Origin of the sequence: Enterobacter cloacae complex sp. ESBL7, assembly GCF_041679625.1 — a bacterium.
Taxonomy (GTDB): Bacteria; Pseudomonadota; Gammaproteobacteria; order Enterobacterales; family Enterobacteriaceae; genus Enterobacter; species Enterobacter asburiae_B.
In genome coordinates this window covers 29,465-55,475 of sequence record NZ_JBGORN010000016.1, presented here as the reverse complement: position 1 = coordinate 55,475, position 26,011 = coordinate 29,465, and the positions used below count along the sequence as shown (strand labels likewise).

Genomic DNA, 26,011 nt, shown 5'->3' with positions numbered 1-26,011 from the left:
TAAGTAGTAAGCCGGTGCATAAATCCGGTGGTTACAGCAGTCTTCGGTGGAGCGGTAGTTCAGTCGGTTAGAATACCTGCCTGTCACGCAGGGGGTCGCGGGTTCGAGTCCCGTCCGTTCCGCCACTATTCGAGGCCATGCTATTGATTAGCATGGCCTTTTTTGTATCTGTATTTTTCGGTATGCCATCCAGTATGCCATTGTCCTCCGGCTTGAGCTGGCTTACCTGAGAAAGCATCGGACAACTCGCTCTCCTTTCATCTTGCTGCCAGTGCTCCCGGATAGTGTCGGGCGATGATGTCATTCAGTTTATCGACCAGTTCGGGCCGCTTGAATACGATGTGCGCCGTTCCCTTCTGAAAATATTTAATCGCAAACATCTTGTCCTCGTAACGGGTATCGTGCCGGTTAGCATGGATATGGTCACTGAGACGACGAGTAACATCAGCGCGGTTATCGGGAACCGGCTTGCCATCCAGCAAATACAGCATGCGCTCAAGGTCTGCCAGGCGATCACGCTGCCAGCCCCAGTTAAGCCCAAATCCCCATCGGTCGAACTTGACCAGCCCTGTGACGATAATTTTCGCACCAAACTTGCAGGGCGAGTTTGTCTTGAAATCCCAGGACAGCCCTTTGAACACATTTATCACTCCGCGCTCAAACACCTCGCCTTTATTCAGATGTAATTGCTCGAACGTGCTCAGGATATTGGCTTCACTGACAGCCGGAATATCCTCCTTTTCCAGACTGTTGTACCACTCGTCACGCGCCTGAGCATCCATCAGGCTAAGCATCCCCGACTTTTTCATTAAATCACGCCATATACCGCGATCGAGATTGCGGGTAATGGCTTTCATTGCCGCTTCTGGTTTCTCCATCAGCCAGCAGCCGCAACGGAAATCCTGCTTCATCGCCCAGTCCAGCGCGGTTTTTCCGCCGATACTGCGGGTCAGCGTCGAAATATCGCTAAGTTGTTGCATGAGCACTTCAATCTGCGCCAGCGCGGCATTACGTCCGGTGACGATGCGCTCAATGCTGGTGGAGCAAATCACGTCGGTATGGTCGGTTAGTACTTCGGGTTCGGTGAGAGTCAGTTCTGACATCATTTCTGTCCTTATATAAAGCAAAGCGCCAGTCGGTGAGGACTGGCGCTTATGTGCGTGTGATAAGTCTGGCTCGGGGCTAATCTGTTCTTGCCTGTTGCAGAAGCTGCAGATGGCGGAGATCGCGAACATCTTTGAGCGCCTGTTCAATCCAGGGCAACAGTGCTGCTGAGTCGGTGTTGTCTTCGTCGTTGTCGAAGATGATCTCGCTGTCACAATCGATGTTGTCCTGCAGCCAGCTAATCAGAATGTTGAGAGCCGCTTCGGTGGTTAATTCTGGCATCAGAGCTCCTTGTGGTGGTTGAGGCTGGATTACCAGTCAAAAGTGGCAAAGTCGGGCAGGGTCTCCATCCGCATCCAGGTGCAGGATGTGGATGCCATAGCGTTGCATCAGCGTGACGACCAGACGGCGGCAGGCTCCTGAGAGCCCAATCGCTTTCAGATGCAGCGCCGGGTGATATCGGGCATTGAGCCGGAGTAAATATCCGTAGCCGGTATCGTGTATCCAGTCGCAGTGACCGCATTCAGTGGCGGGTGATGATGCCTGTTCCAGTCGCCTGCTGTCTTCCAGGGTAATATGCGCGGTACTGCAGCATATGCCCGGCAGGCATACGGATGGTGCCAGCGGCACGGAGCTGATAGCGGGTACGTGGATAGTCGTGGTTAATATCATGATGTTGTTTGTCCTACTGTTCGTTGGCTACCAGTCGAAGGTGGCAAAGCCTGGCAGTAATTCACCAAAGGCATCCAGGTGAATAATACCAATGGCGTAGCGACGCATGAGCGTCACCACCAGGCGGCGGCAGGCTTTCGACAGGCCGAGACGTTTGAGGCGTAAGACCGGAAACGACCACGCCTCCAAGCGGATCAGATAGCCGGAGCCAGAAAAATGGATCCATTCAGACTCGCCGAAATCAATATCCTGGTGCGACAGTGTATACAGCAGCGCATTGTCTTCCGCCGTGATGTGCGCGGTGCTGCAGCATATCCCCGGTAATGACGTAAAGGGCGGCAGGGGGGATTCAACGATTGCCTTACCCGGTTCATCGGCGATCCGCAGCATGCAGCCGTTGTCGCAGACCACATTAATCAGGTCGGCCAATTCAATACCGTCAATATCTACAGCGATCCGGCCCGCATTCAGGGCCAGTACGTTAATGGTATCGGCTTCTACGGTCAGGGATAACTTCATCGATGCCCCCCACGGTATTTACCGGTGGTGATGTCGGTCACCGTTCTGTAATCGTTGCGGGTCATCAGTCCGATGGCTTTTCGGGCGCGGAGAATATCGATACTGGTGAGAAGCGGCGACTGTGTTTCTGTACTGAAACCGTGACGATCGATGCGCACCAGATCGTACTTCTCCACAATAAAATTCATGGCGTCGCACAGTGATATACCGGCGTCGATATGCTCCTGAATCACACCGTCGTTGCCAAACGGCGTGTCGTTAAGCGTCAGACCGTAGTGACGGTCCAACAGGTGGCTCAGAAGCCGTTGCCAGATCTCCACCGGTGACGGGTGTGGTGTAGCCTCCTGCGTTGAGGATAGTGGTTGGGTTTGCATTAGGTTTACTCCGGTTAATAAAGAATCGCCAGACGTTACGACAACGGATACTGGCGTGGCGGATCGCCTGTACCTGACGAAGGTGTTATGGGGGAGTTAGCGGCCGGATGACGACTGTCCGCTGATGATGAGGGTGTTGTTGCTGCCTTCCAGACCCATCGCGTTTTGAGCATTCCGGATATCTGCTGTCGTGAGCAGTGGCGAGCCGGACAGGAGCGATTTTCCCCGATTATCAGTGCGCTCCAGGTCAAAGTCTTCAACGACCTTGTTCAGGGCGTCAACCAGAGCATCACCGGCGTCAATGCATTCCTGAATGGCACCGTCATCGCTAAATGGCGTGTCGTTGAGCGTAAGGCCGTAGTGACGCTCCAGCAGATATGTCAGGAGGCGCTGCCACACGTAAATCGGTGATTTATGGGTTAACCGCTCAATCTCAGCGGCCCGTTTTGCGGATACAGGATAAATTCTCATCGTGGGATCTCTTTGTTGATGGGTAAGAACGAGGGTAAGTCGTAAGAAGGCTTATGCGGTTGTGGCTGGTGTCGGATAAATCGTGATATAGACGTACCCGTGCGAAGCGAGGCTGTCGGCCTCGCAGGTCAGACCTTTTGCGTAGAGCGTGACACAGTGCTGATGGCAGGGATTGAGTTCACCGGAAACCAGCATCAGTTCCAGTTGTTTCAACAGCACCGGAAACGCCTGATCCAGATGGCGTAAATCCGCGTCGCTGAACTGTCCGGTGATACTGGCGCGGTCAGCAAGATAGTGCAGCCGGTTCCCTTCCTGCACCAGTCGGGCGCCAAAACAGGGGGTGATATTGCGCTGAAGACCCCAGCGCGGCGCGTCCATATTGTCATTTGTGGCAGGGATATCTGGCATGGTTAAGCCTCGCTAAAAAATGGATTAAGGAAAGGTTAAAGATGATGTCGTTCAGCCGAAGCGCTGGCCGGATTCGGTGAAGGTGTATTGAGCGGTACGGATGGACTGGTCTGTTACGACATCAGAAGTCCGCCATTCGTAATCGCTTTCCAGCCAGTCATATAACCAGCGTGCCAGCTCCCGAATGGCTTCAGTTACGGCGTCTTCACTGTCTGCGGTCATGTCCTGCCCGGAGGGGCTGTGGCGTTCGACCGTAATGGTCATGTCATTTTCATGGCAGTACCGTCCATGATGGCGTATACTGGCGCGAAGCTGACCGTCGTTGTGTAACTGGATAGCCTGCAGTGAATCGGCTATCTGGTGAAGGTCTGCGCCTCCCGGATAGCGTTCCCTGAGCCGGTATACGGCCTGCGGCTGCCAGGTGTAATCCCCCTCGAAAGCAGCACCGCTTCCCTGATGGCAAAAACCGCTGAACCAGATGCAGTGGTGCTGACGGCTGCCGCCAGACAGCAGAGGGATCCTGTACAGCTTAATATCCACGCCCAGGATGTTGCAGATGCCGGTGAACTCGTCAAACACGTTCTGATACCAGTCATCGTTCAGCGCCTTCTCACGATACCAGGTACGCGCCTTTTCACGGGCGGTGGCAGAGAGTTCATCCAGCGTATACACGGTGGTGGAGATAATTTTGCTCACGGGTATTTTCCTTACTCAGTTTAGCGTGACGCTGCGCAGGATGACATACGGCCCGTTGCGGTCCTGACTGCGTTCTGCGAAGACGGCCAGTACACCGCTGATATCCTGCACTTCCCGACCGGCGTAGTGGCAGATGCTGCCGGACCATGTGTATTTACCGGTGCAAAAGCGAAACAGCCGGGACTGCGGATGCTGACGGTATATCGCCATCGCCTGACGTTTACTGATAATCTTCATCGCTATTTTTCTCCTTAAAGCCAGCCTCTCTCAGAAAACGAAACTATTTCCATGCCGCCGACCACCAGGTGATCCAGAAGACGAATATCCACCAGGTCCAGCGCCTGCTGTATACGCGTGGTGACCTGACGATCGGCCTTGCTGGGTTCGGCGAGTCCTGATGGGTGGCAATGGGCCACAATGACAGCGGCGCAGTTATGTTTCAGACCGGCTTTTACGACCTCGCGGGGATGGACCTGCGTATGATTGATGGTGCCGGTAAAGAGCGTTTCGTGGGCTATCAGGCGATGCTGGTTATCGAGGAAGAGGGCGGTAAATTCTTCGCGCTCCAGCGCGGCAAGCTGCAGACGAAGCCAGTCGCGGACCGCATGACTGGAGGTAAATGACGCGCCGGGTTCGCGTAACTGGCGTTCCAGTAAGGTCAGTGCGCGTCTGATGGTGCGCTGTGCAGTGGGAGATATTTCCCCGCTGCCGGAGGGACAAGTGGTGATATTCATTTGCTTTTCCTGTCAGTTGACGCGTCCGGGATGGATGTGTTGTACAGTTTCACGGCAACGACGAACTCGTCGTGCAGGGATTCAAACCATGACCAGATATGGAAGAGAGAGGTGCCTGTCGGGAAATGCAGGAAGGGTTCGTCGGTCACACGGTCACCGTCCTCATCCCTGACCATTGTTTTCCCCAGCGCATCCCACAGAGCATTAAGGTGAGACAGTTCATACGGCATGGCGGAACGCTCAGTCGATAATGCGCATGATGGTGTTGCATTCCGCGTGGTTAAGTGCGTAGTCCCGCAGGCGGTAGCAGTGCTCCGTCATGGCGTCGCATTCGGTGCGCATGGCGTGGTGGCTGTACGCTATCAGACAGACGGCAATTCCGACGGCCTCGGTGCTGAGTTCACCGCCGTTACCGTTCATCGTGTTGAACAGCGACCACGGCTCATTACTGTCCGCTTCCGGGACCATAAATGCGCCGCCGTTGCTGAGCGTATAAAAATTCCAGATTCCACCACGGTAGTCCGCGCAGAAGCGGTCCATCCACGCGAAGACAGTCGGCTCAAGAATTATCCACTGCGGTATGCTGCCGAAGTGCTGCGGCCAGAAGCCGATGCGCTGCTCATCGGCGACCGGTGTGGCGGTAATCTGCTGCTGATAAGCAATGGGAACAGATTCTGATGGTGTGAACAATGGCAATGTATTGTTGGTCATTTGCGTTTTTCCTTATGCATGAATATGTTGAATGGAACTACCGGGGTGAGAATTTATTGCTGGTGGAGTGGTGCTGGTGACTACTGGCTTAATAAATCCATCATGTTCTCCGCCATCACCCATAACGCGCGGTTGAGCTTTACGTCACCGTCAATCCCGTTAACAGCGCGGGTATGGGTACGTTTACCCTGTGCGGTACGTCCGGGCAGGCCGCCTTTCAACAACGATTCCTGAATGCGGTTATAAATGGTCCACAGGTCGTCCTGGCGATCTTCATTGCGTCGCGGCGTCAGGATCTGTGTGGCGGTCACCGGCTGGTGTTCTTCGCCAAAACGGTACTGGAGTGCGGCGTTTGCCAGCGCGTGTTGTGCTGATAGAGGTAGCAGCAGCGACTGCATGGCATCTCGCTTCTCTTCCACCCGGTCAAAGACGCTGAGCACTTCGTAAGCACCTTCAATCACTTTCCCGACAATATCGCCGCGATGCGGAACTCTGATTTCGCCAAACGACTGTCCGCAGACAAGGCTGTTTGTACATACGCTGCGGAATATTCCTGGAAGTAACTGAAAACTCGATGCCCCATCGTGGCTGTTAAGAATAATGATTTCAGGTACATGCTGACCGTTTATCTGGCCCGCCCGACGTAAGCGAAGCAGATGCTTAGTGTGTTCCCGACGTTCAGGGTCACGAACGCGTGACTGGCAGGCAAAAAAGGGGTGAAATCCTTCGCGCTGCAGGTTATCCAGCAGGGTTATCGTCGGTATGTAGCAATAGCGCTCAGAGCGGGAGTCGTGTTTGTCTTTGCTGAAAACGCTGGGAACATGCTGTATCAGTTCTTCGCGGGTTAACGGTCGGTCGCGGCGGATCTGGTTTGTCCGCCCAAAACGGCTGGCGAGTCGCATTGTTAATTTCCTTCGTTGGTTGATTTTACGGCATAAACAAAAAAGCCATGCTCCTGTGGGGAACATGGCCTGTGAGGTTGTGGCTGGTATGAGGGGGGGGGCCGTGATGATTTATCTTTTGGGAATACCGTGGCTGAGCAGGTAGCGGTTAAACCAGAATCCGGTGTCGGATTCAAAATTCCATACCCGCCAGATCAACATTCCCTCGCTGTCGCGAATGACCAGACGAAAATGCGTACCCTGGTCGTCTTCGATGGTGATGTTCTGGTACGCCGCCACGATAGCTTCAGCCTGCCTGCGGGTAAAGGGACCGTCGGACAGCAGCAGATTGTCAGCGTCTGGCATGTGAATACTCCTGATGAATGGCATAACACAGAAAGGCCATGCTCCCGAAGGAACATGGCCTGATGACTGGTTTTATCGCGGGTGGTCAGTGCTGCTGATTTTTTTCCTTAACCTTTGACCACGACGGGCGTCGGCTACCGGAAAATTCCTTGCGCATTGACCAGTAACCAATCGGGAACTGCTTCACCAGCACCCCGTTGATACCGATATCGACGGACAGATACTGACCGTTGTTGATGCTGCCCTTGCGGATATACGCATCCGGGCTGCAGGTGCCGGTATCGTACTGATGCCATGATGCGGTATCGCGGGCGGCAACATAAAAATCGCCGAAAGCACAGCCCGTCGCGGATTTACGGTTCAGCACAGCAACGTAATACTTCGTGTTGGCGATAATGGTGCAACTGCTGCTCTTACCCCCACAGACCTGCCATAACGATTTGCCGCCATCGCCCTTAAAGGTCCAGATAGTGTCTGCCGGTGCCCCGTCCGCAGGCGCTGCAGGTGCTGCGGGCAGGGCAGACGGTAACGGTGTTTTCTCCGCGATGGCGTCGGCATTGCCGCGCAGCAGTTTCGCCTCTTCGGCAGAGGGTTGCCCGACCCAGCGAGCCTGACCGTCAACGTAGAAGCCAAGAACCTGATGCGTACCCGGCGAATACAAAAAGCGCAGGTAATGGTCGCCACAGTTTCCCTGCTCACACAGCGAACCCTGAAGCCATTGCCTGCCACCGACGGTGACGGGCTCCAGCGTCTCTTCCTGCCCGTTCAGACTGCCATCCGGTCCCAGCACATTGCGGATACCCGCCTGCTGTAAGGCCGATTCCATATCTTTTTTCCAGACGGGGTCGGCGCGGTAAAGGTCGGCAGGATACGGACAGGTCCCGTTGTAGCCGTTTTCCTGAGTATCAGGCTGACACTGAATCGCCTGAGCCGCTGTTTTCACCCGGGAGGCAGCATAACTGCTGTTAACCACAACAAGCAGGCCGAGCGCCAGCCATTTCGCACTGACGGAATGTTTTACCCTTTTCATCATTTTTGTTTCCTGAAATAAAAACAGGGCCTGTTCCGGCCCTGTGGTGTGATTAACGGTCGCCCCGGTCACGCAGAATGGTGCGTGCCAGACACTTTTCCGTGGTGGTGGCGCTGCTGAAAAAACCATCGTCAGTGGTTATCTTTCTCAGTTCAGCGCTACTTTTGTCTTCCAGGCGGTCATGTGTCGCCTTCACTTCACGTGCGCTGCTGAGTGCGTCTTTTGCCACCTCAACGGCAAGTTTCCCGGCAGTCTTCCAGAATCTCATTGCCCCACCTTCTACAGATAGCCGTTGTCTTTGCCCCATTCACACCCGCAGTCCCGGCACATCCAGCCATCAGCCCAGGGGATGGTGTCGTGAGAGCCACAGTCCGGGCAGCGTTTGCCGGAAGTCGGGTTGCGGGGTGTGATACGTCTTATTTTCATCATGTTATCCTTCTGTTGCGGGTTGATGTGGTTCAGGGACGAAGCCGGACAGCACTTCACCAATGAACCGGAAATGAGGTAACGCCTGTAAAAAATCAGGGCGTGACAGAATGCGGGTGAAATGCCCGTCTGGTGTGAAGGTTTCCGCGTGAAACGTCACAGAGTGAACGGTGTGCAGCGCAAAAACGGTCATCCGGCCGAGGTGTTCTCCCACCAGAAACCACTCGCCAGTGCTGAAAATCAGCCGGTAGGGAGCAAGGCTGTCGCAACGGCACCCGTCAGCCAGCAGGGTTACCCTCCGCTGTTCTGACACAGCCCTGACCAGTCGCGTGAAGATGCCCGGGCGGGAAGACGGTACGGATGCCCCCTGATGCCAGATAAGGCATGGTGAGGCGCGCTGACCACTCAGCAACGAACTGACCAGATGGTGGTCCATATCAGGAAACAACGCGCCAGTGCCTGACTGAAAGGCAAACTGCAATGCTGCCTCCTCCCGGATCTCCTGACGGCCCCCGGTCAGCAGACGGCAGCAGCCATCCTGATATTCGAGATCGAGATAAATCAGACGCTCGCGGAAATCACGATGCAGGGTACGCTCCGAGACGCCAAACTCCGCCGCCAGTTTGCGCATATTCAGCGTTTCACCCGCGAGCAGACGGCTGATAATCAGCGACAGCCGGACAGACAGGCGGTCATAACGACGCTCAGCCTGAGACATGTATTATCTCCGTGTCGGTAAGTGGTTAATTAAGAAGGTATTACTGTAAAGGATGAGACTGACAGGTTGTGTCCGTGATACGTAGCGAAGCGTCTGGCGCGAAAAGGCCGTGTGGATGCACTGTCGGCAGTGGTGATGCGCTTATGACTGGTGGGATCTTTTTCTGGTCAGGACAGGTTATGTCTGCCGAGAAATAATCATCTGCCAGACGGCGAATAAACAGAGTCATCCACTACAGACCTGACGACCTTTTACTCATTCAGAAGAAAATCCAGTCCCATACAGTCCGCGCAACCGACACCACCGCATCACGCACGGTGCGAATCACCGTTTTAAGCGGCGCGGGCAGGAACGACGATGACTCAGCTGCATCGAACACCCGGCCCACCGCCTCACCGAAGCCGTCACGGGCCTGCGACCTGACCGGCTCCGTGCAAAGCCTCCCGTGCAGTTGGGTCGCCACCGGGCTGGCAGCGCGGTCCGGAAGACAGCGCATCATGATTGCCACCATCTCCTCAATTCCCCAGCCACTCATAGCCGATACCACGCAGACCGGATGACAGGGTTTAAATATTGCGGTAATGGCGGCCTGTTTTTCCTGAAGATTTGCCCGTTGCTGTACTGAAGGCGTGCTGGTTACGATATCCCATTCGTGGCAGGGTTCGATTTTGTCGGCCTGGTTCAGCACGAACAGCACCTGCTGCTGGTAAGGCTGCATCACACCGCGCCAGAACTGCTCGTCCACCGACAGCGCCCGGTCGTCGGCCTTAATGACCCACAGCACCAGGTCCAGCTCCGGCAGCATACGCCGGTACAGGGCGCGGTATTCCTGGTCCCGCTGTCCGTTTTCTCCCACACCCGGTAAATCAACAATCACCAGGCTGTGCCGACCGCTGCGCAGCCGGAAGCGCAGTACGTCACGGGTACAGGCGTTCACATCACTGACGGGGGAAACCTCACCCCGGAAGAGTTCGTTACAGAGTGACGACTTACCTGCCCCACTTTTCCCCATGATGCCAATCACCGGCTCGTAGTGGGTAAGGTTCTGAATGCGTTCAAGAATAAGCTGGCGAAGCGTATCGGGAAGCGATGCCAGCGGTTGTTCCAGGGCCTGGAGGCCGTGAGGTTTAATCATAGAGGGTTCTCAGCGTGAAAAATAAAAAATCCCCGCGCACCGGTCAGGGAGGCGGGGGATTCACGGAGATAATATCTGTCTGAAATTATTTGGATTGTAACCTGATTAAGGTCTGAAGGTTCCCGGTCCTGGTGAGCGAACGCAATGATATGGGACCGATGATGAACAGCACACCTGCGACATCACGCTCCTGTACGCCACGATAGTGTTCATCCATGAAACAAAGAGAGCGCCTTTATGAATCCTTATTCTCACGCCACCGTTTCCGACAATTTGGCAGACACGATAAATACACGCGCCTTTCTGCAACAGGCTGTTGATCATTACCCCCGGCTGGCGGCATTCAGCTTTACGCTGGGATTACCGTACTGCGAAAGTATGGCCGATTACCGGTCATTGATTCTGCGTTTTCATACCGAAGTCTGGCAGCGGATTGGCGAATATGCGTGGCAACTCCAGCAGGCACGCCGAAGTTCACCGCCAACGCTGTTACGCTGGATATGGGAGTCTGCCAGTGCGCCACAGTGCAGGATGGTGCTGCTGCTCAATTTCGATACGCTGGGGGCTGGTCGTCACACAGGGCACGATGAAAGCGCTCAACAGGCGATAAGCGAAATGCTCAGGGAAGCATGGCTGATGGTTACTGGCGCAGATCGTAAAGACGTAACGAATATAACGCCAATCATCCTGAACCGCTCAGACCGGGGAACCTTCACGACGCCCTTTAACCAGTTAAGAGCACAGGTACAGACGATGCGGGCACCTATCGCGACAGCAAGGACGGGGGTTACGGGTTAATAATCAATCCAGGCACAATCGGCTCAGAAAAGACGATGCATCATGGCAAAAAAAGCCCCTTCGGGCTTTAAATAATAGCTTCGAGAGCAGACTCCAACTCTCTGACCTGCATTGCCCTGAGGCGTGGGGCTAAAGATTGTCGGTCATTTAAGTAATCGATAGCCCTTGTTACCAGCTTACCTCCACCACAGACAACAAAATAGTGTTGATGTTGTGTGTTCTGTGCATCGAGGGCGGTATGACCTAATTTCTCTATTGCCGTACCGTTCACTTCCTGCCATTTGGCGGTTATTTGAATCGTTCCTCTGTTAGTGAATAACAAAAAATGCGCTATTTCATTTTTACCGGCAATCAACCCTGAATAACTGACATTTTTCTTAAATGTCATCGGGGTTTCTGAGTTATTCAACTCAAAGCCCGCTCCTGATACAATTGCTTCAATATCACGTAATAATTCCGCTCTGGACATTCCTCTCTCCATTTCTTATTCATTTGTATCTTTTTTGATCTTGGGGCTGGAGTTCAGATTTCAAGAGCAGAATGAAGTTTAAAACAGGGTTATCGTGTTGGCATTACAGGCGCTGGAAATAGTTTCGATGTAACTATTAATAGAGTGCGAATTGTGTAACTTCATGATAATAAATGTGTCACATGATATTTTTGATGTTGCAAATATTTATTTCCCATTGATAGCCTCCGTATGCTAATTCATTTGGGCTCTAATGCCGAATAGTCGCCGTTATCAGGTCCAGTAGCACCTTCAGCGGTCAGCCTTGCCTTCAATAATAGTGCGGGTTTAATTCCCGCTGACCGCTCCCGTTTTTGCCTTCCGGTCTGCGATGAAGGGGTTACCCGGAGCGACCGGAAGGCCAACAGTAAAACATGCTGACAAAGATCCCCTGGGTTCTCCAGTACCCGGCGGTGTGCCGTCAGTGTGTTTTACTGTTGCGGTGAATCCCCGTAGGGGCGAAAACATCATGACACCCTGTCCGGTGGCTGAGAATAGTGATGCTATCAAAATGGTGGGTAACTGGCGCATAGCGTTGCCTGCTTTATGGGGATCGGTCGATAGCATCCTGCCGGGAGCGGTGCGATATCAATTGCCAGGTATGTTGCTGTTATTCCATTACCCACGAGGTTTGCCAATTATCGCAGAGTCGAATTCGTCGTGGAGATTGCCCGATATCAGCGCCAGTTCACCACGTTGTATCAGCGTGACATAACGCCATTTGCAGAATGTGTCGGTCATGCCGGTTTCCGACATTGCCTGTCCGATAGCGTGGGCCAGTCTGGTTGGCTGCTCTCCGACAATCGATAACAGCCGGATGTCGAAATACTCGATGGGATGCTCTGCCAGTCGGTTATTTTCGATAATGAGTATTCCTGTCCCCTGGTCACGTAGTTTTCCCCACTCATCAGCCAGTTGGCGGCGAATACCGGGGGGCGCGGTCTGGCGCTCAGCAAAAAGCAACTTAAGTCGTTCGGTGGAGATTTGTGCCACCGCAACGTAGTGTCTCCCTTCGGGATTTTCCAGATCGCCAGAACCGACCAGCACTTCAGTCACCTTGACAGTGTCATCCCGTAGCCACCAGTAAATACGGCGGCGCAGCAGCTGTTCGACGGGATGCGTCCCCGACCAGATGACGATTTCATCCGTTCCTTCCCCCAGAGAACGAAGCTGCTGATGGACGCTCTGAAACAAGGTTGTCCAGTCCGTTCCTGCATCACCACAGGTCAGAGTAAAGAAATCATGCCAGAAAGCGATGCGCTGAAGCGGAGATTCGGCATCGACATCCGTTAATGGACCGATACTGCAGTCGTCGGCGATATCCCTGATATAGGTATCAAACAGCGATTCGAGGCGTATCAGGGCCGATCCAGCCTGACATACGTGTCGGATATGAGTCTTCATTTGTCGTTCCTCCGAAATCGTGTTGTTGTGCGCCAGACTCAAATGAAAACGTTCCTTCATCAGATAGTTGCTCGCGCTGGTGGGATCCAGAGCCTGTTGTCATGGGATGTTATACTGGCAAATCACGGCACTACCGTCAAAGCTCAGCGGATCCAGAAAAGACCCGACATGGTGATACGACAAAATCACGGTGTATCTCCCCTGGGGACCGTCACAGCAACATAAAAAATGCCCGCAGGATACGGGCAAAGGGAAAAGTTGAAGCAATAATCATCAGGATGCGATTGTCTTAATGTCGCTTTTTAACCGTCAGCACGGGACTGGCGATTGTCAAATGGAGCAGAAGTGTGGATGCAACACATCTGCCCGGGGAGGGCATAAGGCAGAGCATCATTGGCGGTAGCACAGTTTTTTCATATCCCTCATCTTTTTTATCAGTCCGCGATGCATATCACGGTTAGCCGTAGGTCTGTAATTTATGCAATCATTATGCATTTGCATTCAATTAACAATAATAAACACTACCTAAACGAAGGCTGAAAAATAAACAATGGTAACGGTGGGAAATTATTGTGAAAGGCAGGCTCTATCTGACACAGCACGAAACGGAGCTAATACTACAGGCGACGGAAGGCACAAAAAACGGCTTGCGGGATCGGTGCATGATCCTGATGTGTTTTTATCATGGACTGCGGATCAGCGAACTGCCTGGCCTTACCGTTCGGGATATCGATTTAGCGGGCGGGACTATTTTTATCCGGCGGCTGAAGAACGGTTTCAGTACCGTGCATCCACTCCAGCCAGATGAGCGACAGCTCCTGGGTGAGTGGATGAGTCGCAGACCGCTGTCGAACGAAGGGTGGCTTTTCCCGAACGCAAAGGGAAAACATCTGACCCGTCAGTATATGTACAAGCTACTGCGGCATTACGGGCTGCTGGCCGGACTGGCGGTGCGGGTTCACCCTCATATGCTGCGCCATGCCTGTGGCTATGAACTCGCCGAACAGGGGATGGATACGCGATTAATCCAGGACTACCTGGGGCATCGTAACATTCGCCACACCGTACACTACACGGCGGGCAATGCGGCTCGTTTTGCACAGACCTGGAAAAAGCAGCGACTGGCGGTGGTGAGTGAGGAGAGTGAGCGATACGGGATGATGCGCGATACCGTAGCCGGTGTGATACGAAAGATTATTGCCCGGTGCCCGTTTGCACTGAGCGTATTATGCCGCCATGCGAGATATACATTGTGGGCTCTGTTACGTTCAACCACGGTGATGTTTGGGGGAAAACCACTCACTGATAAAAAGCCGGGTAGCCAGACTACCCGGCGGTTGCTGCCAGAATGCTCAACGTTCCTGCTTTGCCGCCAGCAGTGACCCCGTTATAATTTCAGCATGAAAAAGAATCATACCGTATTACCTCCCGAAGGATCCCTCGCCGATCTCGCCCATTTAGCATGGTGTGCGCTGGTGGGCTTACGGCTGGTACAGCAGGATGGTCAGGCGCTGTCGTCTTTGACCATTCACACCTTTTTAGTACGCTGGCTCGCTGATGCGCAAAAGCAACGTCGGTTCCCACGCTCAGTGGCACCGGATATCGACAGCCTGCTTCGGCTCGGACGCCAGAAAGGTCCCGCCGCCGGATTGTTAAAGCGGCTGGAATACCTTCACCAGTCCTGCACGGAGCCGCTGACGCAGCAGTCGGATTTATTCCGTCTGACCCATGCTATTGAATATCTCAGATCACAGGGCTGGGTGAACGCGGTGGTTACCGATGAGGAATGGGGGCCCGGGTCGCTGTATGCCGAATACGCCGACGTATCCGCGCTACTGGTGAGAAAGTCCGAACTCCAGCGCCATTTTACTGAAGAAGGTAAGCAGTCCGCGCCGGTGGAATTTATCGTCGTTGGTGATCCCCGTGTTGTGGGCGATGCGCTTGATACGCGGGCGCTGCGTTATGCAATACGGGAGCAACACGCTGGCTGCTGTTTGTTGTCATTGCTGCCTTCGGTTGAAGCGCTTGCTGCGGCAACGCTCTCCGAATCGCGGGTGAACGTACGTTGACACAAAGGGAAAATGACCGTGGGGCGAATTGACTATCAGATCGAGAAATATCAGTTCTCATGTACTGACGAGACGCCCCGTCTGACCCGGCAGTGGGCGGATGTGCTGGAAGAATGCCGACACCTGAAAGCCGGAGCGGCAGAACGTCTGCGTATTGCCCTGCTGAACGTCGATTATGTCACCAGCTTTGAGCTGCCATTTCGGCTGCTGCTGATACGTACGCCACAGTTGATCGCCGACCTGCGCAATGAACTGCAGCTTAATCAGAAAGAGGCGATTTTCAACGGGAAGCGCTTTGGCTGCGTCTGGAGCCTGCAAACCGATCTCAGCGCAATACCGGACGAGTTTCAGTACCGCATGGTCACCCGCATCCGGCGTCTGGATCCCGCAGGCGAAACTGCTTCACCTTATCAGCAGATTGCGAAAGACGTGAAAGCACCACGCGAACGGCTCAGGCTGGCGCTGGAGAGCGGGCTACAGGTCACCGCACTCGACGGGCTCTTCTGGTTCGGCATTCAGCGGATCGCCTCCGATGTGCAGCGGCTTCGCAAAGCGGGTATGGCGATCGCGACCTCCGAAACAGAGGCGTCCGATAATCTCACCGGTACGACCCGCCGGATCCCGGTTTATCGGCTTACCGTCGGTGGGTGACTTTTTGGTGCTTGCTTTATGCCACCTGCCTGCGAGAGCGTGTGGATGTTGCGGTGGATCCCACTAGCGTCGGGGTGAAACAGCGGTAAATTCAACGAAGGATTTGCTTAAAAGACCACGAGCCGCGGTGGCTGACCAACGGCTTACCTGGAGGCACCAGGCACCGCAACACCTGAGTATGCTGAGCATTACCAGGTAATAATACAACCATGGATGGTCTGAAATCATGTTATCAGCACTGACCGCAGATACGGTGTTATGGTTCGGTAATGACGATGGCAACCCGGCGATTTTCGGCCCGACCTTCGGCAGTCTGGTTACTGGCAATGGGATATTTCTTGCCTGGCCCCTGTGTTGTCAGATTGCTGCGTGGTACTTTTGCACCTTTGGCCCAGACTTCCGCAACGGCATCTGCGCGCTTTAATGCGTATTCCGCTCTGTTCTATCATGTTTTCGCGTGGAACGTCGATTAGCGATTCGCGAAATCATGATCGACTACGGTGCGAACTGGCGATTATTGCAGTCGGCTTTTCTCCACGCAACAGGATAATTTATTACCCGAGTGTATTTTGTGGATATGCCATTCGTTAGTTACCTTGTGTGATTACCATTAAATACAACGAAAAATTGCATTTCCCGGTAAAAATAAAAAAGCCCATATATCTCCATACGGGCAACGCGAATGATTTCAGTCTTAATGAGGAAATAACGCAGACTGAGTCTGTGAACGGAAGGCAGCAGATAAAAATATAAAATAATCATTCTGCGATGTCCGTCAAATAAATTATTTTACAGGTAACTATCCGGGAAGATTAGTCATCAACTTTCCGGGGCAGAACTCCCGTTGCGCTCTCTATGCATCTCCTGAAGACGTTGCCGGACTGCACTTAATAAATGACAAAGTTCTTCCTCCTCCCGACTGGAGGGAGAGGCAAAGACCTGGTGGGCAAAGTTGACTGCATTAAGCGCGTTAGTCAGGTCGTCATTACTCATTATTATTTCCGCCGGAAGGGTTATGGATGAATATTTTAAACTAACCGTCAGGACTATATCTGACAGGAATCCTGTTATTCGCCGAGACTCATGAGCAAAAAGAAAACAGATATCACCATCAGTAAAATAAATAAACCAACAACACCGGCAATAAAAAGGTCGTGTAACATGGTCACTGTCCTGTCGTATGCTGATGAATCCTCGGGAGATGCTCTTATATTCTGCAAATGTTTCGCATTCGGTGGTGCCGTTCAGCCCGAAGCCTGCGTATTGAGACAGACGGCTTCGGGCATCACGCTGACATCACCGTCAGAAACGGTAACCAACCCCGAGGTTCCAGCCGTTGGTGTCCAGACTGCCGCTGGTGTGGTCGCTGCTGAAATCTGAACCTTCATAGCCCACGGTGATATTGATGTCCTCGCGCGGTGTGATCTGGAATCCGGCACCGTAGCCGTAACCCCATTTGGTACCCAGTTCATCTTCATGGAAGAATGCGGGTCCCGCCTGAGCGTACAGACCCAGTATGTCGCTAATCTGATACGACGGGCCGGTCAGCAGGGAAACAAGATTGGATTCACCATTGTCACCGCCGTCTTTCATGGTCCATGAGGCCGAAGTGTTCAGCCCCCAGTTATCCGCGAAGGAATGGTTGTCCCCCAGACGAAAGCCGTGCAGGGTACCCGCGCGGTCACTGTGCTGCTGAGCATAGCCCAGAGAAATAATATCATTACCCTCCATTGCCGCCAGCACCGGATGTACGGTACCGAGACCTGCCAGCAGCGGCAGGGCAAACATCAGTTTTTTCATAATCAGGATCCTTATTCATCAGTGCATTACAATGTATTAACAAATAAGCAATAGGCACGGGAGTGATGGTTTGTCCAGATGCGGTGTCATTTTCTGCGACCATGGCACTGGGATGCGCGTTGCAGACGAGCCCGGAGTTCACGCAATGTCGGACCCGACAAAAAGCTGTGATGTTCCGGAACCGGTAAATCCCGCCGCTCTGTTACAGGTTTCTTCATCCTTTCCTCAGCGATTGAGTGATGCAGTGATGTGCTGATACTGGTCATTGAGTTCATCAATGCGGTCATCGTAGAGATGCGACAGGCAGACGGTATTGTCGCCGCACTGCTGACGTTTCTGCAGCCAGGCAGTCTGTTCATCCTGCAGCGCACCGCGTCCGCCCATCAGCACGACCTTTCTCAACATCTCGTACGTTGTCGCCATTCTGACATCCTTTTCCCCCAGTTCCCGGTCGGCGCAGATGGCCTTTTCATCGGGGGCGGTGACGCCGCTGCAGCTGAAGCTGGCGGCAGATACGGAGCCGGACAGCAGCAACAGCAGGGCGAAAGCGATGCGGGTGACTTCAGCGAACGGTGAACGTGGTGCCATGATAATTCCCCTTGATTCAGTGCCGATATCCGGTATGTGTCCTGACGGGAGGCCTATGCCGTCAACCCGGTTGATTTACGGTTTGTTGATATGTCTGGACAGTGACTTTTCCCCGTTGTTAAGCCTTCCACCAGGTATAAAGCTGAGCGGTTGTCTGTGAGGATGCAGAAGGGGGCTGAGAATGGCGGAATTAAGCGCGGTAGCTAAAGTGCATGAGATGAACGCGGTAACCGGAAGGCGGCAGCGTGCCAGCCGTGAACAACGGCAGTTGCAGACGCTGCAGGATATCGGGACGTTTCGTGAGCGGATGCAGCGCCTGGCAGACAACCTGACGGCGTGGCTGGAGGGACATGAGGTCAGTATTAGCGTGCGGGAAAGGGTGCCAGCCGCGACGGCGGGCGCATATACCATCCCCGCTATCGTCCTTCACTGTGGGCGCAACTGGGCCGGTTTCACCCCGCAGGCGCTGTACAGCGTGAAAGGGGGGATTCAGCTTAAAGGTGAAGTTTCTCTGGTAGTTGATAATCCCCGTCGTCACCCCCGCACCGAAAAATACATGCTCTGTATGCCCGGCCATCTGTTATCCACCGCCGACTGGGCGATACACCGCGACGAACGTAAGCCGGGCAAAGGGAAAGTGCTGACCCGCGAGTTGCTGATGGCCGCTCTCGCGCCGCTGTTCGACGATGCATAAGTCGGCCCCGTATGGTCCGGATATTCTGTTGAATGGAAATAATAACCGGGAGGAGTCCGGGATGCGTTTATCTGATTTTCATGGTACCAGAACGTTATATGGTATTCCGCTGATTGCGGCGGCGCTGTTTTTCACCGGCTGTGCCGTTCGTCCCGCAGACCGGAGCGCTGCGCTTCTGGAAAGTCCGGTGCAGACTGACTCCGCACAGGCGCAGCTGCGAATGCAGCACAGTCAGGGCAGCAGTAAAACCAGCTGGCAGTTGCTCACCATTCGCGCCTTCCTCAGGGAGGGTAAAAACCAGCAGGCCGCAGACCTCTTCAGTCAGTTACCGCCAGAAATGGATGATGCCCAGCAACAGGAGCAGTCACTGCTTGCCGTTGAGCTGAAACTGGCTCAGGGAGATTTCACGGGGGCACAAACGCGGCTGACGAAAATCAGTCCGGATGGTCTTAAGAGGGCGCAGCTGGCGCGTTACTGGCGGAGTATGGTCACCGCTCAGCAGGATACCCCCTCCCTGGCACTGCTGCGGGCGCTGATGACACAGGCTCCGCTGCTGACCACCACACAGGATAAGCAACGAAACATCGATGCGACCTGGCAGGCGCTGACTGCCATGACGCCGGCGCAGGCTGATGCTGTACAGCCTGCTGACGATGATAAATTACTTCCGGGCTGGCTGGCACTGCGCCATACCTGGTCTGATAACCGTGATACGCCGGACAGACTGAAAGCCGCCGTCAGCGCCTGGCAGACTCGCTGGCCGCAGCATCCGGCGGCCAGACAGTTGCCCACAGCACTGGTAAACGACATGAATTTTCGTCCGGCATCGGTGCGTAAAATTGCCCTGATGCTCCCCCTGAGTGGTCCGGCGGCCCGTTTTGGTCGGGCGATTCAGCAGGGATTTGAGGCTGAAAGGAAAGCGTCCGCGTCAGGGATAAATTCAGAACTTCTGCTCTACGACACGACAACCATGTCGGTGCCACAGTTGCTGGCACAGGCACAGCAGGACGGCGCCACGCTGGTTGTGGGACCGCTGTTAAAAAATCACGTGGCGGAGCTGCTCAGCAGCAACCCGAGGATGAACGTACTGGCGCTGAACCAGACTGAAAATCCTGCCCGCCGGGATAACATCTGCTATTTTGCGCTCTCGCCGGAAGATGAGGCCCGCAGTGCGGCGCGGCATATCCGCGCGCAGGGGAAACATTTTCCGCTGCTCCTGCTTCCCGGCAGCGAAATCAGCGAACGTGTTGCCCGGGCTTTTGCTGACGAGTGGCAGAAACAGGGCGGTGGTGCAGTGCCGGAGCAGCGTTTTGGTTCACTGGCGACACTGAAGAACAGTGTGAACCGCGGTATCACTCTGGCCGGGGCGCCGGTTATTGTTTCGCGCAAGGGGACGGAAAGCTATCGTCGGGGTCGTGTGGATGCGGTGTATATCATCGCCACGCCGGAAGAAATGGGATATCTCAAACCAATGATTGCAGAGCGAAACGGCAGCCAGTCAGGCTCGATGCTGTATGCCAGCTCCCGCAGCATCAGCGGCACCGCCGGGCAGGATTATCGGCTGGACATGGAAGGCCTGCAGTTTAGCGACATTCCGGTACTGGCGAACAGCAACCCGGGGCTGAAGCAACGGGCACTTAACGCCACGGGCCGTGACTATTTTCTGGCCCGCCTGTTCGCCATGGGAGCAGATTCCTGGACGCTGGCAAATCACTATGCGCAGATGCGCCAGACTCCGGGCTTTACGCTGAAGGGGAATACCGGTGAACTGAGCGCATCATCGGGCTGTGTGATTACCCGTGAACTGCCCTGGTTTCGTTACCTGAAAGGGCTGGTTGTGCCGGTGGAGTAAACGCCCGTTTGTCGGCTTAGCCAGGGGGCGGCGGCTTCGCAACGTTGCTGGGACACCTGACCGGTAAGCACCCCGTCACGATTTTTCTGGAGGACGTTATGCTGCTCTCAAAGATACTGATGGCCATCGGCATCGTTGCTGTGATTTATTTTCTCGTGATGTTCATTGTGGACAGGTCTGGTTTCTGAAGCGGAATGTGGGTCGTTACGCGATATTCACTGAGGAGAGATCAATGTCGTATCTGGATCCGCTGTCAAAAATTCGTACTGGTCATTTGACAAACGGGCCTCCCGTTCCTGAATGTTAATTATCCTGCTATGGATAATTGAAAAAATCACCGTAACTCAGTCAGATATAAGGAACGTAAGGAAATGAACAATAACATGATGAAAGTGGCGCTGTCCGAGGTGTTTGGCACCTTCTGGCTGGTACTGGGAGGATGTGGCAGTGCGGTGCTGGCGGCGGGCATACCAGACCTCGGGATTGGGTTTGCGGGCGTGTCGCTGGCTTTTGGTCTGACGGTGGTGACGATGGCGTATGCCGTCGGCCATATCTCCGGCGGACACTTTAACCCGGCGGTGTCGCTGGGACTGTGGGCGGCCGGGCGTTTTCCGGCATCGCAACTGCCGGGGTACATGATTGCTCAGGTGGTTGGTGGTCTGCTGGGGGCGGGTGTGCTGTATCTGGTGGCTTCAGGTCTCCCGGGTTTTGATGTTCATGCCGGATTTGCCAGCAATGGCTTTGGCCCGCATTCTCCTGGCGGTTATCCGCTGATGTCGGTACTTCTCATCGAAGTGGTGCTGACGGGGATGTTTGTGCTGGTCATTACTGGCGTCACGCGTCAACGTGCACCTGCGGGTTTTGCGCCACTGGCGATTGGTTTGTGTCTGACGCTGATCCACCTGATTTCTATCCCGGTTGACAACACCTCAGTCAACCCGGCTCGTTCAACGGCGGTGGCGCTGTTTGCGGGTGGGGAGTTCATTTCACAGTTGTGGGTGTTCTGGCTGGCACCGCTGGTGGGTGGCCTGCTTGGCGGTACGCTGGGCAAGGTTCTGTTTTCTGCAGGGCAGGAAGCCTGATTCGTCATCGCCACATCACGTCGGGTGATGTGGCAACTATGTTCTTTTATAGTGAGTCGCTGGTAAAAGCCAATATCCCTTGTAAGCCGTCCAGTTCCCGGGAGCGCTCATGAGTTTCACTGTCCCTTACCTTTCTCTTCGTGGTGGCCTGTTGCTGCTGACAGCCGCATCGTTATCCTTCAGTTCTCCGCATAGCGCCATTCCAGGAGTGTCCTCGGCTGCTACTGTATGTTCACCCGCTGAAGCTGCGTTGCGCCGTGATCTGCAGGAAGCTCAAAAGCGTTTTGCATCCTTACGTGTTAAAAATTTCCAGTTACGTCAGCAGCTACTGCGGGCCGAAATGCAACGCGATATGGCAAAAGCACAGTTGTGGGCGGTGCGTGATAAGTCTGTAGCCGGAGATATCGGCGATCTGACCAGTACGGATATTATGTCGGTGAGGCTCCGACAGCAGCTGGAGCCGCCTGTTCAGGTGCCGTTACGATCAGCAGAGAAGTAAGGTGAAGAGAGCATTTGCTGTTCTGGAAGTGCTCACGGGAAGTCTGGGTTTATTTGAATCTGATCACAATTAACTGCAATTCACATTTAGTTGCAAAAAAAGAACGTGATGCCGTAAACGATAATACGATTAATTACGGGCCATAATTGCCTGGATTTTATTCTGATTTCACCAAAAAAATCATAGCGACAACAAACGGGAGGCTGGTTGAAGCAAGATAAATCCCCTCCTGGCGGTTAATAAATGCACTAAATTAACCAAGTGAAATAATATTCCGCACGTATAGCTTAAAGCAGAGGAATTCCCTGTCGATTTGATTTCCTCCCGCCCCCATTCCTAGTATCCGCGCTTCTCTAATCATTCTCAAATAACGCGAAGGATGTGCCATGAGCAGCTATCAGTCGGAAATACCTAAAGCGCGAATTAATCTCAAGCTTGACCTGCACGTTGGTTCCGCGCAGCGTCAGTCTGAGCTCCCCCTGAAAATGGTGGTCGCCGGAGACTTCAGCAATGGCCGGGAAACGGCACCGCTGTCAGAAAGGAATAAGATCAATATCAATAAGCTGAATATTCAGCAGGTGGTGGCAGAGTTCGCACCTTCTGTCAGCTTCGATGTGAAGCATGCACATGACGGCGAAGAAACGGAAGAGAAGATTAATCTGACATTCCGCCAGATGAAGGATTTTACCCCGGAGCACGTTGCCCGCCAGGTGCCGAGGCTGCAGGCAATGCTGATGATGCGCAATCTGCTGAAAGACTTACGGGCCAATCTGTTAGATGACGCGGGCTTCCGCCGTGAGCTGCTGGACATCCTGCGCAACCCCGCTCTGAGCGACGAGCTGCGCGCTGAAATTGCCGCCCTGGCACCACAGGACATCTGATCCCCCTATTTGCACGAGAACACTATCATGTCAGTTGAACAGAATACCGCCGCCGCAGCGGCTGAAGTCCTGGAGCAGGAACCGTCTGCCGGGGTCTATGCGTCATTACTTAAAAAAATCAACCTGTCCCCTGTGGACCAGCTCAGCGATATCCGCGCCTGGAAAGATGAAGCCGATATGGCGGAGGCCGGTGCGAATCAGCGCGTGACCGCTGCCCTGGGCGTCTTTCTGGAGCAGCTGCGCCAGTCCGGTACCCGTAAAGTCGATAAGCTGGATAAAGCCCTGCTGGATCAGATGATTGGTGAACTGGATCGTCAGCTCAGCCAGGACCTGGACAAAATTCTGCACCATCCGGAGTTTCAGAAGGTGGAAAGTCTCTGGCGCGGCGTGGAGCACCTGGTTGCTAAAACTGACTTCCGAAAAAATATTCGCGTAGAATTACTTGATTTATCTAAAGAATCATTAAGAGAAGATTTTGAGGACGCGCCGGAAATCATCCAGAGCGGATTATACCAGCACGCGTATTGCTCGGAATATGACCAGCCCGGCGGTGAGCCCATTGCGGCGCTGATTTCAGCGTACGAGTTTGATGCCGGTGCTCAGGATATCGCGCTGCTGCGTAATATCTCCAAAGTGGCCGCCGCCGCCCATATGCCGTTCATTGGCTCGGTGGGTCCGAAGTTCTTCATGAAAAATACGATCGATGAAGTGGCCGCGATAAAAGATGTCACCAACTATTTCGATCGTGCGGAGTATATCAAATGGAAGAGCTTCAGGGAAAGCGATGATTCCCGCTACATCGGCCTGACGATGCCGCGCGTGCTGGGTCGCCTGCCGTACGGTCCGGATACCGTCCCGGTGCGCAGCTTCAACTACGTGGAAGAAGTCAAAGGCCCGGACCACGACAAGTACCTGTGGACGAATGCCTCTTTCGCCTTTGCCGCCAACATGGCCCGCAGTTTCGCGAACAACGGCTGGTGTGTGCAGATCCGTGGCCCGCAGGCCGGTGGTGCCGTGGAAGATCTGCCTATCCATCTGTTCGATCTCGGTACCGGCAGTCAGGTAAAAATCCCGTCTGAGATCATGATCTCCGAAACCCGCGAGTTTGATTTTTCAAACCTGGGATTAATTCCACTAAGTTACTATAAAAACAAGGATTTCGCCTGTTTCTTCTCTGCCAACTCCACGCAGAAACCGGCGCTGTATGACACCCCGGACGCCACGGCCAACAGCCGTATCAACGCCCGCCTGCCGTATATCTTCCTGATGTCGCGTATTGCGCACTACCTGAAGGTGATCCAGCGCGAAAACATCGGCACCACCAAAGATCGTCGCGTACTGGAGCAGGAGCTGAACCGCTGGCTGAGCGGCCTGGTGACCGAGATGACCGATCCGGGCGATGCGCTGCAGGCTTCGCACCCGCTGCGCGAAGGCAAAGTGGTGGTGGAAGATATTGATGACAACCCGGGCTTCTTCCGCGTGAAACTCTTTGCGGTCCCGCATTTCCAGGTTGAGGGGATGGACGTCAATCTGTCTCTCGTCAGCAAGATGCCGAAAGCCAAAGCATAACGGGTTGATGTCATGAAGATTTTTCGTCCGTTATGGAATGAGGGGGTGTTACTGTCCCCTCAGCAGTTTCAGCAGCAGTCGGCCATGGACGCTTTTATTCGGGCGGGTGTGTCAGCACTGGCATCGCCGTACCCGTGGGGCGTTGAGCGTGCTGAGCTGGATGAACGTCTGCTTTCTTTCGGGCGTATTCAGTTCACTGCGCTGCGTCTCTGGCTGCAGGATGGCACGCTGGTGGATGTGCCGGACATCGATCCGGGGCCGGATGTCCGGGAACTGGACGAACAGGCACTTTCAGGGCGGGATTCGGTAACGGTATTACTGGGATTACCCCTGATGCTGCCGGGGAGGGTGAACGTGCAGACAGAGGGGGCCATGAGCGGTCAGCCGTTGCGCTTTCGTGAAGCGTGGATCCCGGTACCGGATATGTTTGGTCAGGAAGAAGAAACCATTGCGGTCGCCCGTTTAAATCTGTCCATCCGGTATGCGCATGAAGACAATGCGGCATGGCAGACCTGCCCGGTAGCCCGACTGGTGCGGGATAAGCAGGGACACTGGCACAGCGATCCGGATTTTATTCCGCCGCTCGCACTTTTTTCTGCCAGTGCGACGATGTGTGAGCGTCTGTCATTACTGAACCGGCAACTGCGCTCCCGACGGGCCCGGCTGATGTCCATGCGGCGTGAAAGTAACGCCCGTCTGGCTGATTTTGCGGTAGCGGATGTGTCACTGTTCTGGTTGCTCAATGCCCTGAACTCTCATACCCGCGTGCTGACCCGGTATGAACAGAAGCCACAGCGTCAGGCCGAGGTGGTCTGGGCTGAACTGACCCGCCTGGCCGGAAGCATGCTGACGTTCTCGCTGGAGCACGATCCGGATGTGATCCCGGAGTATCACCACGACGATCCGGCGCGAACGTTTCCACCGTTATTTGATCTGATTGCGGAGTTACTGGAAACCAGCCTGCCGTCACGGGTGGTGGTTCTGGAGATGTCACGGCCTGATGACCATACGTGGAAGGCAACGCTGCATGATATTCGTCTGCGCGAAGAGGCGGATTTCTGGCTGTCTGTCCGCTCGGATATTCCGCTCTGGCAACTGGCAGAACAATTCCCCGATCTGTGCAAGGCCGGTAGCCCTGATGATGTGAATACGATATCCAGTGTGGCCCTCGACGGGATCCCGTTAGTTCCGGTTACCCGGGTGCCTGCGGCCCTGCCTGTCCGTATGGAAAATCAGTATTTTGCCCTTGATATGGATAACCCGATGGCCCGCGACATGCTGGAGCAGGGCGTTTGTCTGTTCTACGTCCCGGCGGTGCTGGGCAATGTGGAACTTGAACTGTTTGCGGTGCTGCGTTCATGAGTGGGGTGG

The 26,011-nt window shown here is 54.3% G+C and carries 33 protein-coding genes, 1 tRNA gene and 2 pseudogenes; 12 read left to right on the top strand and 24 right to left on the bottom strand.

Translation table 11 applies throughout. From position 1 onward, the window contains the following. Positions 1 to 48: 48 nt before the first annotated feature. Positions 49 to 125 (top strand) — tRNA-Asp (locus tag ACERY3_RS24455). A gap of 132 nt (positions 126 to 257) precedes the next feature. Here ACERY3_RS24455 and ACERY3_RS24450 read toward each other — a convergent pair. From ACERY3_RS24450 to ACERY3_RS24360, 19 genes are all read right to left on the bottom strand, one after another. Next, positions 258 to 1,103: a DUF4942 domain-containing protein gene (locus tag ACERY3_RS24450; protein WP_373226675.1), complete on the bottom strand. Its 846-nt coding sequence runs from the start codon at positions 1,101 to 1,103 to the stop codon at positions 258 to 260. A 79-nt stretch (positions 1,104 to 1,182) separates the two neighbouring features. Next, complete coding sequence (locus ACERY3_RS24445; protein ID WP_373226671.1) at positions 1,183 to 1,386, bottom strand: hypothetical protein; 204 nt, start codon at positions 1,384 to 1,386, stop codon at positions 1,183 to 1,185. 36 nt (positions 1,387 to 1,422) lie between these two features. Beyond that, the gene (locus tag ACERY3_RS24440) at positions 1,423 to 1,776 is read right to left on the bottom strand and encodes a DUF5983 family protein (RefSeq protein ID WP_373226670.1); all 354 of its coding nucleotides are present in this window, start codon (positions 1,774 to 1,776) and stop codon (positions 1,423 to 1,425) included. A 27-nt stretch (positions 1,777 to 1,803) separates the two neighbouring features. Then, positions 1,804 to 2,295 (bottom strand): DUF5983 family protein, encoded by a 492-nt coding sequence (locus ACERY3_RS24435; protein WP_373226669.1) that lies wholly within the window; start codon positions 2,293 to 2,295, stop codon positions 1,804 to 1,806. Next, entirely contained in the window at positions 2,292 to 2,669 is a 378-nt protein-coding gene (locus ACERY3_RS24430; RefSeq protein WP_373226668.1) for a TA system toxin CbtA family protein, read from the bottom strand. Before ACERY3_RS24430 ends, ACERY3_RS24435 begins: the two co-directional genes overlap by 4 nt. A 96-nt stretch (positions 2,670 to 2,765) precedes the next feature. Beyond that, positions 2,766 to 3,140 (bottom strand): TA system toxin CbtA family protein, encoded by a 375-nt coding sequence (locus ACERY3_RS24425; RefSeq protein WP_373226667.1) that lies wholly within the window; start codon positions 3,138 to 3,140, stop codon positions 2,766 to 2,768. A gap of 51 nt (positions 3,141 to 3,191) precedes the next feature. Beyond that, positions 3,192 to 3,548 (bottom strand): type IV toxin-antitoxin system YeeU family antitoxin, encoded by a 357-nt coding sequence (locus tag ACERY3_RS24420; protein ID WP_373226665.1) that lies wholly within the window; start codon positions 3,546 to 3,548, stop codon positions 3,192 to 3,194. Positions 3,549 to 3,599: 51 nt separating this feature from the next. After that, positions 3,600 to 4,244 carry an antitoxin of toxin-antitoxin stability system gene (locus ACERY3_RS24415; protein ID WP_373226664.1) on the bottom strand — a complete coding sequence of 215 codons (645 nt, stop codon included), beginning with the start codon at positions 4,242 to 4,244 and terminating at the stop codon, positions 3,600 to 3,602. A 15-nt stretch (positions 4,245 to 4,259) separates the two neighbouring features. After that, positions 4,260 to 4,481, bottom strand: a complete 222-nt coding sequence (locus ACERY3_RS24410; protein WP_373226663.1) for a DUF987 domain-containing protein — start codon at positions 4,479 to 4,481, stop codon at positions 4,260 to 4,262. A gap of 14 nt (positions 4,482 to 4,495) precedes the next feature. Then, positions 4,496 to 4,978, bottom strand: a complete 483-nt coding sequence (radC, locus tag ACERY3_RS24405) for a DNA repair protein RadC (protein WP_373226661.1) — start codon at positions 4,976 to 4,978, stop codon at positions 4,496 to 4,498. Beyond that, the gene (locus tag ACERY3_RS24400) at positions 4,975 to 5,208 is read right to left on the bottom strand and encodes a hypothetical protein (protein ID WP_373226660.1); all 234 of its coding nucleotides are present in this window, start codon (positions 5,206 to 5,208) and stop codon (positions 4,975 to 4,977) included. The genes radC and ACERY3_RS24400 overlap by 4 nt, the downstream gene beginning before the upstream one ends. Positions 5,209 to 5,218: 10 nt before the next feature. Then, entirely contained in the window at positions 5,219 to 5,689 is a 471-nt protein-coding gene (locus ACERY3_RS24395) for an antirestriction protein (protein ID WP_373226658.1), read from the bottom strand. A gap of 80 nt (positions 5,690 to 5,769) precedes the next feature. Next, positions 5,770 to 6,591, bottom strand: a complete 822-nt coding sequence (locus ACERY3_RS24390; RefSeq protein ID WP_373226656.1) for a DUF932 domain-containing protein — start codon at positions 6,589 to 6,591, stop codon at positions 5,770 to 5,772. Between the two features lie 111 nt (positions 6,592 to 6,702). Further along, positions 6,703 to 6,936 (bottom strand): DUF905 domain-containing protein, encoded by a 234-nt coding sequence (locus tag ACERY3_RS24385; protein ID WP_373226654.1) that lies wholly within the window; start codon positions 6,934 to 6,936, stop codon positions 6,703 to 6,705. Positions 6,937 to 7,021: 85 nt separating this feature from the next. Further along, complete coding sequence (locus tag ACERY3_RS24380; protein ID WP_373226653.1) at positions 7,022 to 7,969, bottom strand: Ivy family c-type lysozyme inhibitor; 948 nt, start codon at positions 7,967 to 7,969, stop codon at positions 7,022 to 7,024. Between the two features lie 49 nt (positions 7,970 to 8,018). Then, a complete protein-coding gene (locus tag ACERY3_RS24375) occupies positions 8,019 to 8,234 on the bottom strand; it encodes a transposase (RefSeq protein ID WP_373226652.1) in 216 nt (71 codons plus the stop codon). An 11-nt stretch (positions 8,235 to 8,245) separates the two neighbouring features. Beyond that, entirely contained in the window at positions 8,246 to 8,395 is a 150-nt protein-coding gene (locus ACERY3_RS24370; RefSeq protein ID WP_373226650.1) for a hypothetical protein, read from the bottom strand. A 1-nt stretch (position 8,396) separates the two neighbouring features. Next, entirely contained in the window at positions 8,397 to 9,110 is a 714-nt protein-coding gene (locus tag ACERY3_RS24365) for a WYL domain-containing protein (protein WP_373226649.1), read from the bottom strand. 259 nt (positions 9,111 to 9,369) lie between these two features. Continuing rightward, entirely contained in the window at positions 9,370 to 10,245 is an 876-nt protein-coding gene (locus tag ACERY3_RS24360; RefSeq protein ID WP_373226648.1) for a GTPase family protein, read from the bottom strand. Between the two features lie 237 nt (positions 10,246 to 10,482). On the opposite strand from ACERY3_RS24360, the gene ACERY3_RS24355 reads away from it, so the two are divergent. Continuing rightward, on the top strand, positions 10,483 to 11,043 hold the full coding sequence (locus tag ACERY3_RS24355) for an inovirus-type Gp2 protein (RefSeq protein WP_373226647.1): 561 nt from the start codon (positions 10,483 to 10,485) through the stop codon (positions 11,041 to 11,043). 67 nt (positions 11,044 to 11,110) lie between these two features. Here the strand turns inward: ACERY3_RS24355 and ACERY3_RS24350 are convergent, their stop codons facing one another. Together ACERY3_RS24350 and ACERY3_RS24345 are read right to left on the bottom strand one after the other, a co-directional pair. Further along, positions 11,111 to 11,512 (bottom strand): PD-(D/E)XK nuclease superfamily protein, encoded by a 402-nt coding sequence (locus tag ACERY3_RS24350; protein ID WP_373226646.1) that lies wholly within the window; start codon positions 11,510 to 11,512, stop codon positions 11,111 to 11,113. Between the two features lie 657 nt (positions 11,513 to 12,169). Further along, on the bottom strand, positions 12,170 to 13,015 hold the full coding sequence (locus ACERY3_RS24345) for a DUF3658 domain-containing protein (protein WP_373226645.1): 846 nt from the start codon (positions 13,013 to 13,015) through the stop codon (positions 12,170 to 12,172). A 512-nt stretch (positions 13,016 to 13,527) separates the two neighbouring features. Between ACERY3_RS24345 and ACERY3_RS24340 the strand changes: the two are divergent. The 3 genes and pseudogenes from ACERY3_RS24340 to ACERY3_RS24330 all read left to right on the top strand — a co-directional run. Then, a pseudogene (locus ACERY3_RS24340) lies at positions 13,528 to 14,076 on the top strand (tyrosine-type DNA invertase); the annotation flags it as partial. Between the two features lie 279 nt (positions 14,077 to 14,355). After that, positions 14,356 to 15,024 (top strand): DUF2913 family protein, encoded by a 669-nt coding sequence (locus tag ACERY3_RS24335; protein ID WP_373226644.1) that lies wholly within the window; start codon positions 14,356 to 14,358, stop codon positions 15,022 to 15,024. An 18-nt stretch (positions 15,025 to 15,042) separates the two neighbouring features. Beyond that, positions 15,043 to 15,675, top strand: a complete 633-nt coding sequence (locus ACERY3_RS24330; RefSeq protein WP_373226643.1) for a DNA-binding protein — start codon at positions 15,043 to 15,045, stop codon at positions 15,673 to 15,675. A gap of 256 nt (positions 15,676 to 15,931) precedes the next feature. On the opposite strand, the pseudogene ACERY3_RS24325 reads toward ACERY3_RS24330, so the two are convergent. The 3 genes and pseudogenes from ACERY3_RS24325 to ACERY3_RS24315 all read right to left on the bottom strand — a co-directional run. Continuing rightward, a pseudogene (locus tag ACERY3_RS24325) lies at positions 15,932 to 16,102 on the bottom strand (OmpA family protein); the annotation flags it as partial. A gap of 875 nt (positions 16,103 to 16,977) precedes the next feature. After that, positions 16,978 to 17,475, bottom strand: coding sequence for an outer membrane beta-barrel protein (locus ACERY3_RS24320; RefSeq protein ID WP_373226642.1), 498 nt, complete (start codon positions 17,473 to 17,475; stop codon positions 16,978 to 16,980). Positions 17,476 to 17,700: 225 nt separating this feature from the next. Continuing rightward, positions 17,701 to 18,063, bottom strand: coding sequence for a lysozyme inhibitor LprI family protein (locus ACERY3_RS24315; protein WP_373226641.1), 363 nt, complete (start codon positions 18,061 to 18,063; stop codon positions 17,701 to 17,703). Positions 18,064 to 18,244: 181 nt separating this feature from the next. Between ACERY3_RS24315 and ACERY3_RS24310 the strand changes: the two genes are divergently transcribed. From ACERY3_RS24310 to tssK, 7 genes are all read left to right on the top strand, one after another. Then, complete coding sequence (locus tag ACERY3_RS24310; RefSeq protein WP_373226640.1) at positions 18,245 to 18,757, top strand: hypothetical protein; 513 nt, start codon at positions 18,245 to 18,247, stop codon at positions 18,755 to 18,757. A 61-nt stretch (positions 18,758 to 18,818) separates the two neighbouring features. Then, positions 18,819 to 20,609 (top strand): penicillin-binding protein activator, encoded by a 1,791-nt coding sequence (locus ACERY3_RS24305; RefSeq protein ID WP_373226639.1) that lies wholly within the window; start codon positions 18,819 to 18,821, stop codon positions 20,607 to 20,609. 386 nt (positions 20,610 to 20,995) lie between these two features. Continuing rightward, entirely contained in the window at positions 20,996 to 21,691 is a 696-nt protein-coding gene (aqpZ, locus tag ACERY3_RS24300; protein ID WP_373226673.1) for an aquaporin Z, read from the top strand. 109 nt (positions 21,692 to 21,800) lie between these two features. Further along, positions 21,801 to 22,190 (top strand): hypothetical protein, encoded by a 390-nt coding sequence (locus ACERY3_RS24295; protein WP_373226638.1) that lies wholly within the window; start codon positions 21,801 to 21,803, stop codon positions 22,188 to 22,190. Positions 22,191 to 22,576: 386 nt separating this feature from the next. After that, complete coding sequence (tssB, locus tag ACERY3_RS24290; RefSeq protein WP_373226637.1) at positions 22,577 to 23,071, top strand: type VI secretion system contractile sheath small subunit; 495 nt, start codon at positions 22,577 to 22,579, stop codon at positions 23,069 to 23,071. 27 nt (positions 23,072 to 23,098) lie between these two features. After that, positions 23,099 to 24,640 (top strand): type VI secretion system contractile sheath large subunit, encoded by a 1,542-nt coding sequence (tssC, locus tag ACERY3_RS24285; protein WP_373226636.1) that lies wholly within the window; start codon positions 23,099 to 23,101, stop codon positions 24,638 to 24,640. Between the two features lie 12 nt (positions 24,641 to 24,652). Then, positions 24,653 to 26,002 carry a type VI secretion system baseplate subunit TssK gene (gene tssK / locus ACERY3_RS24280; protein ID WP_373226635.1) on the top strand — a complete coding sequence of 450 codons (1,350 nt, stop codon included), beginning with the start codon at positions 24,653 to 24,655 and terminating at the stop codon, positions 26,000 to 26,002. The last annotated feature ends 9 nt before the right edge of the window (positions 26,003 to 26,011 follow it).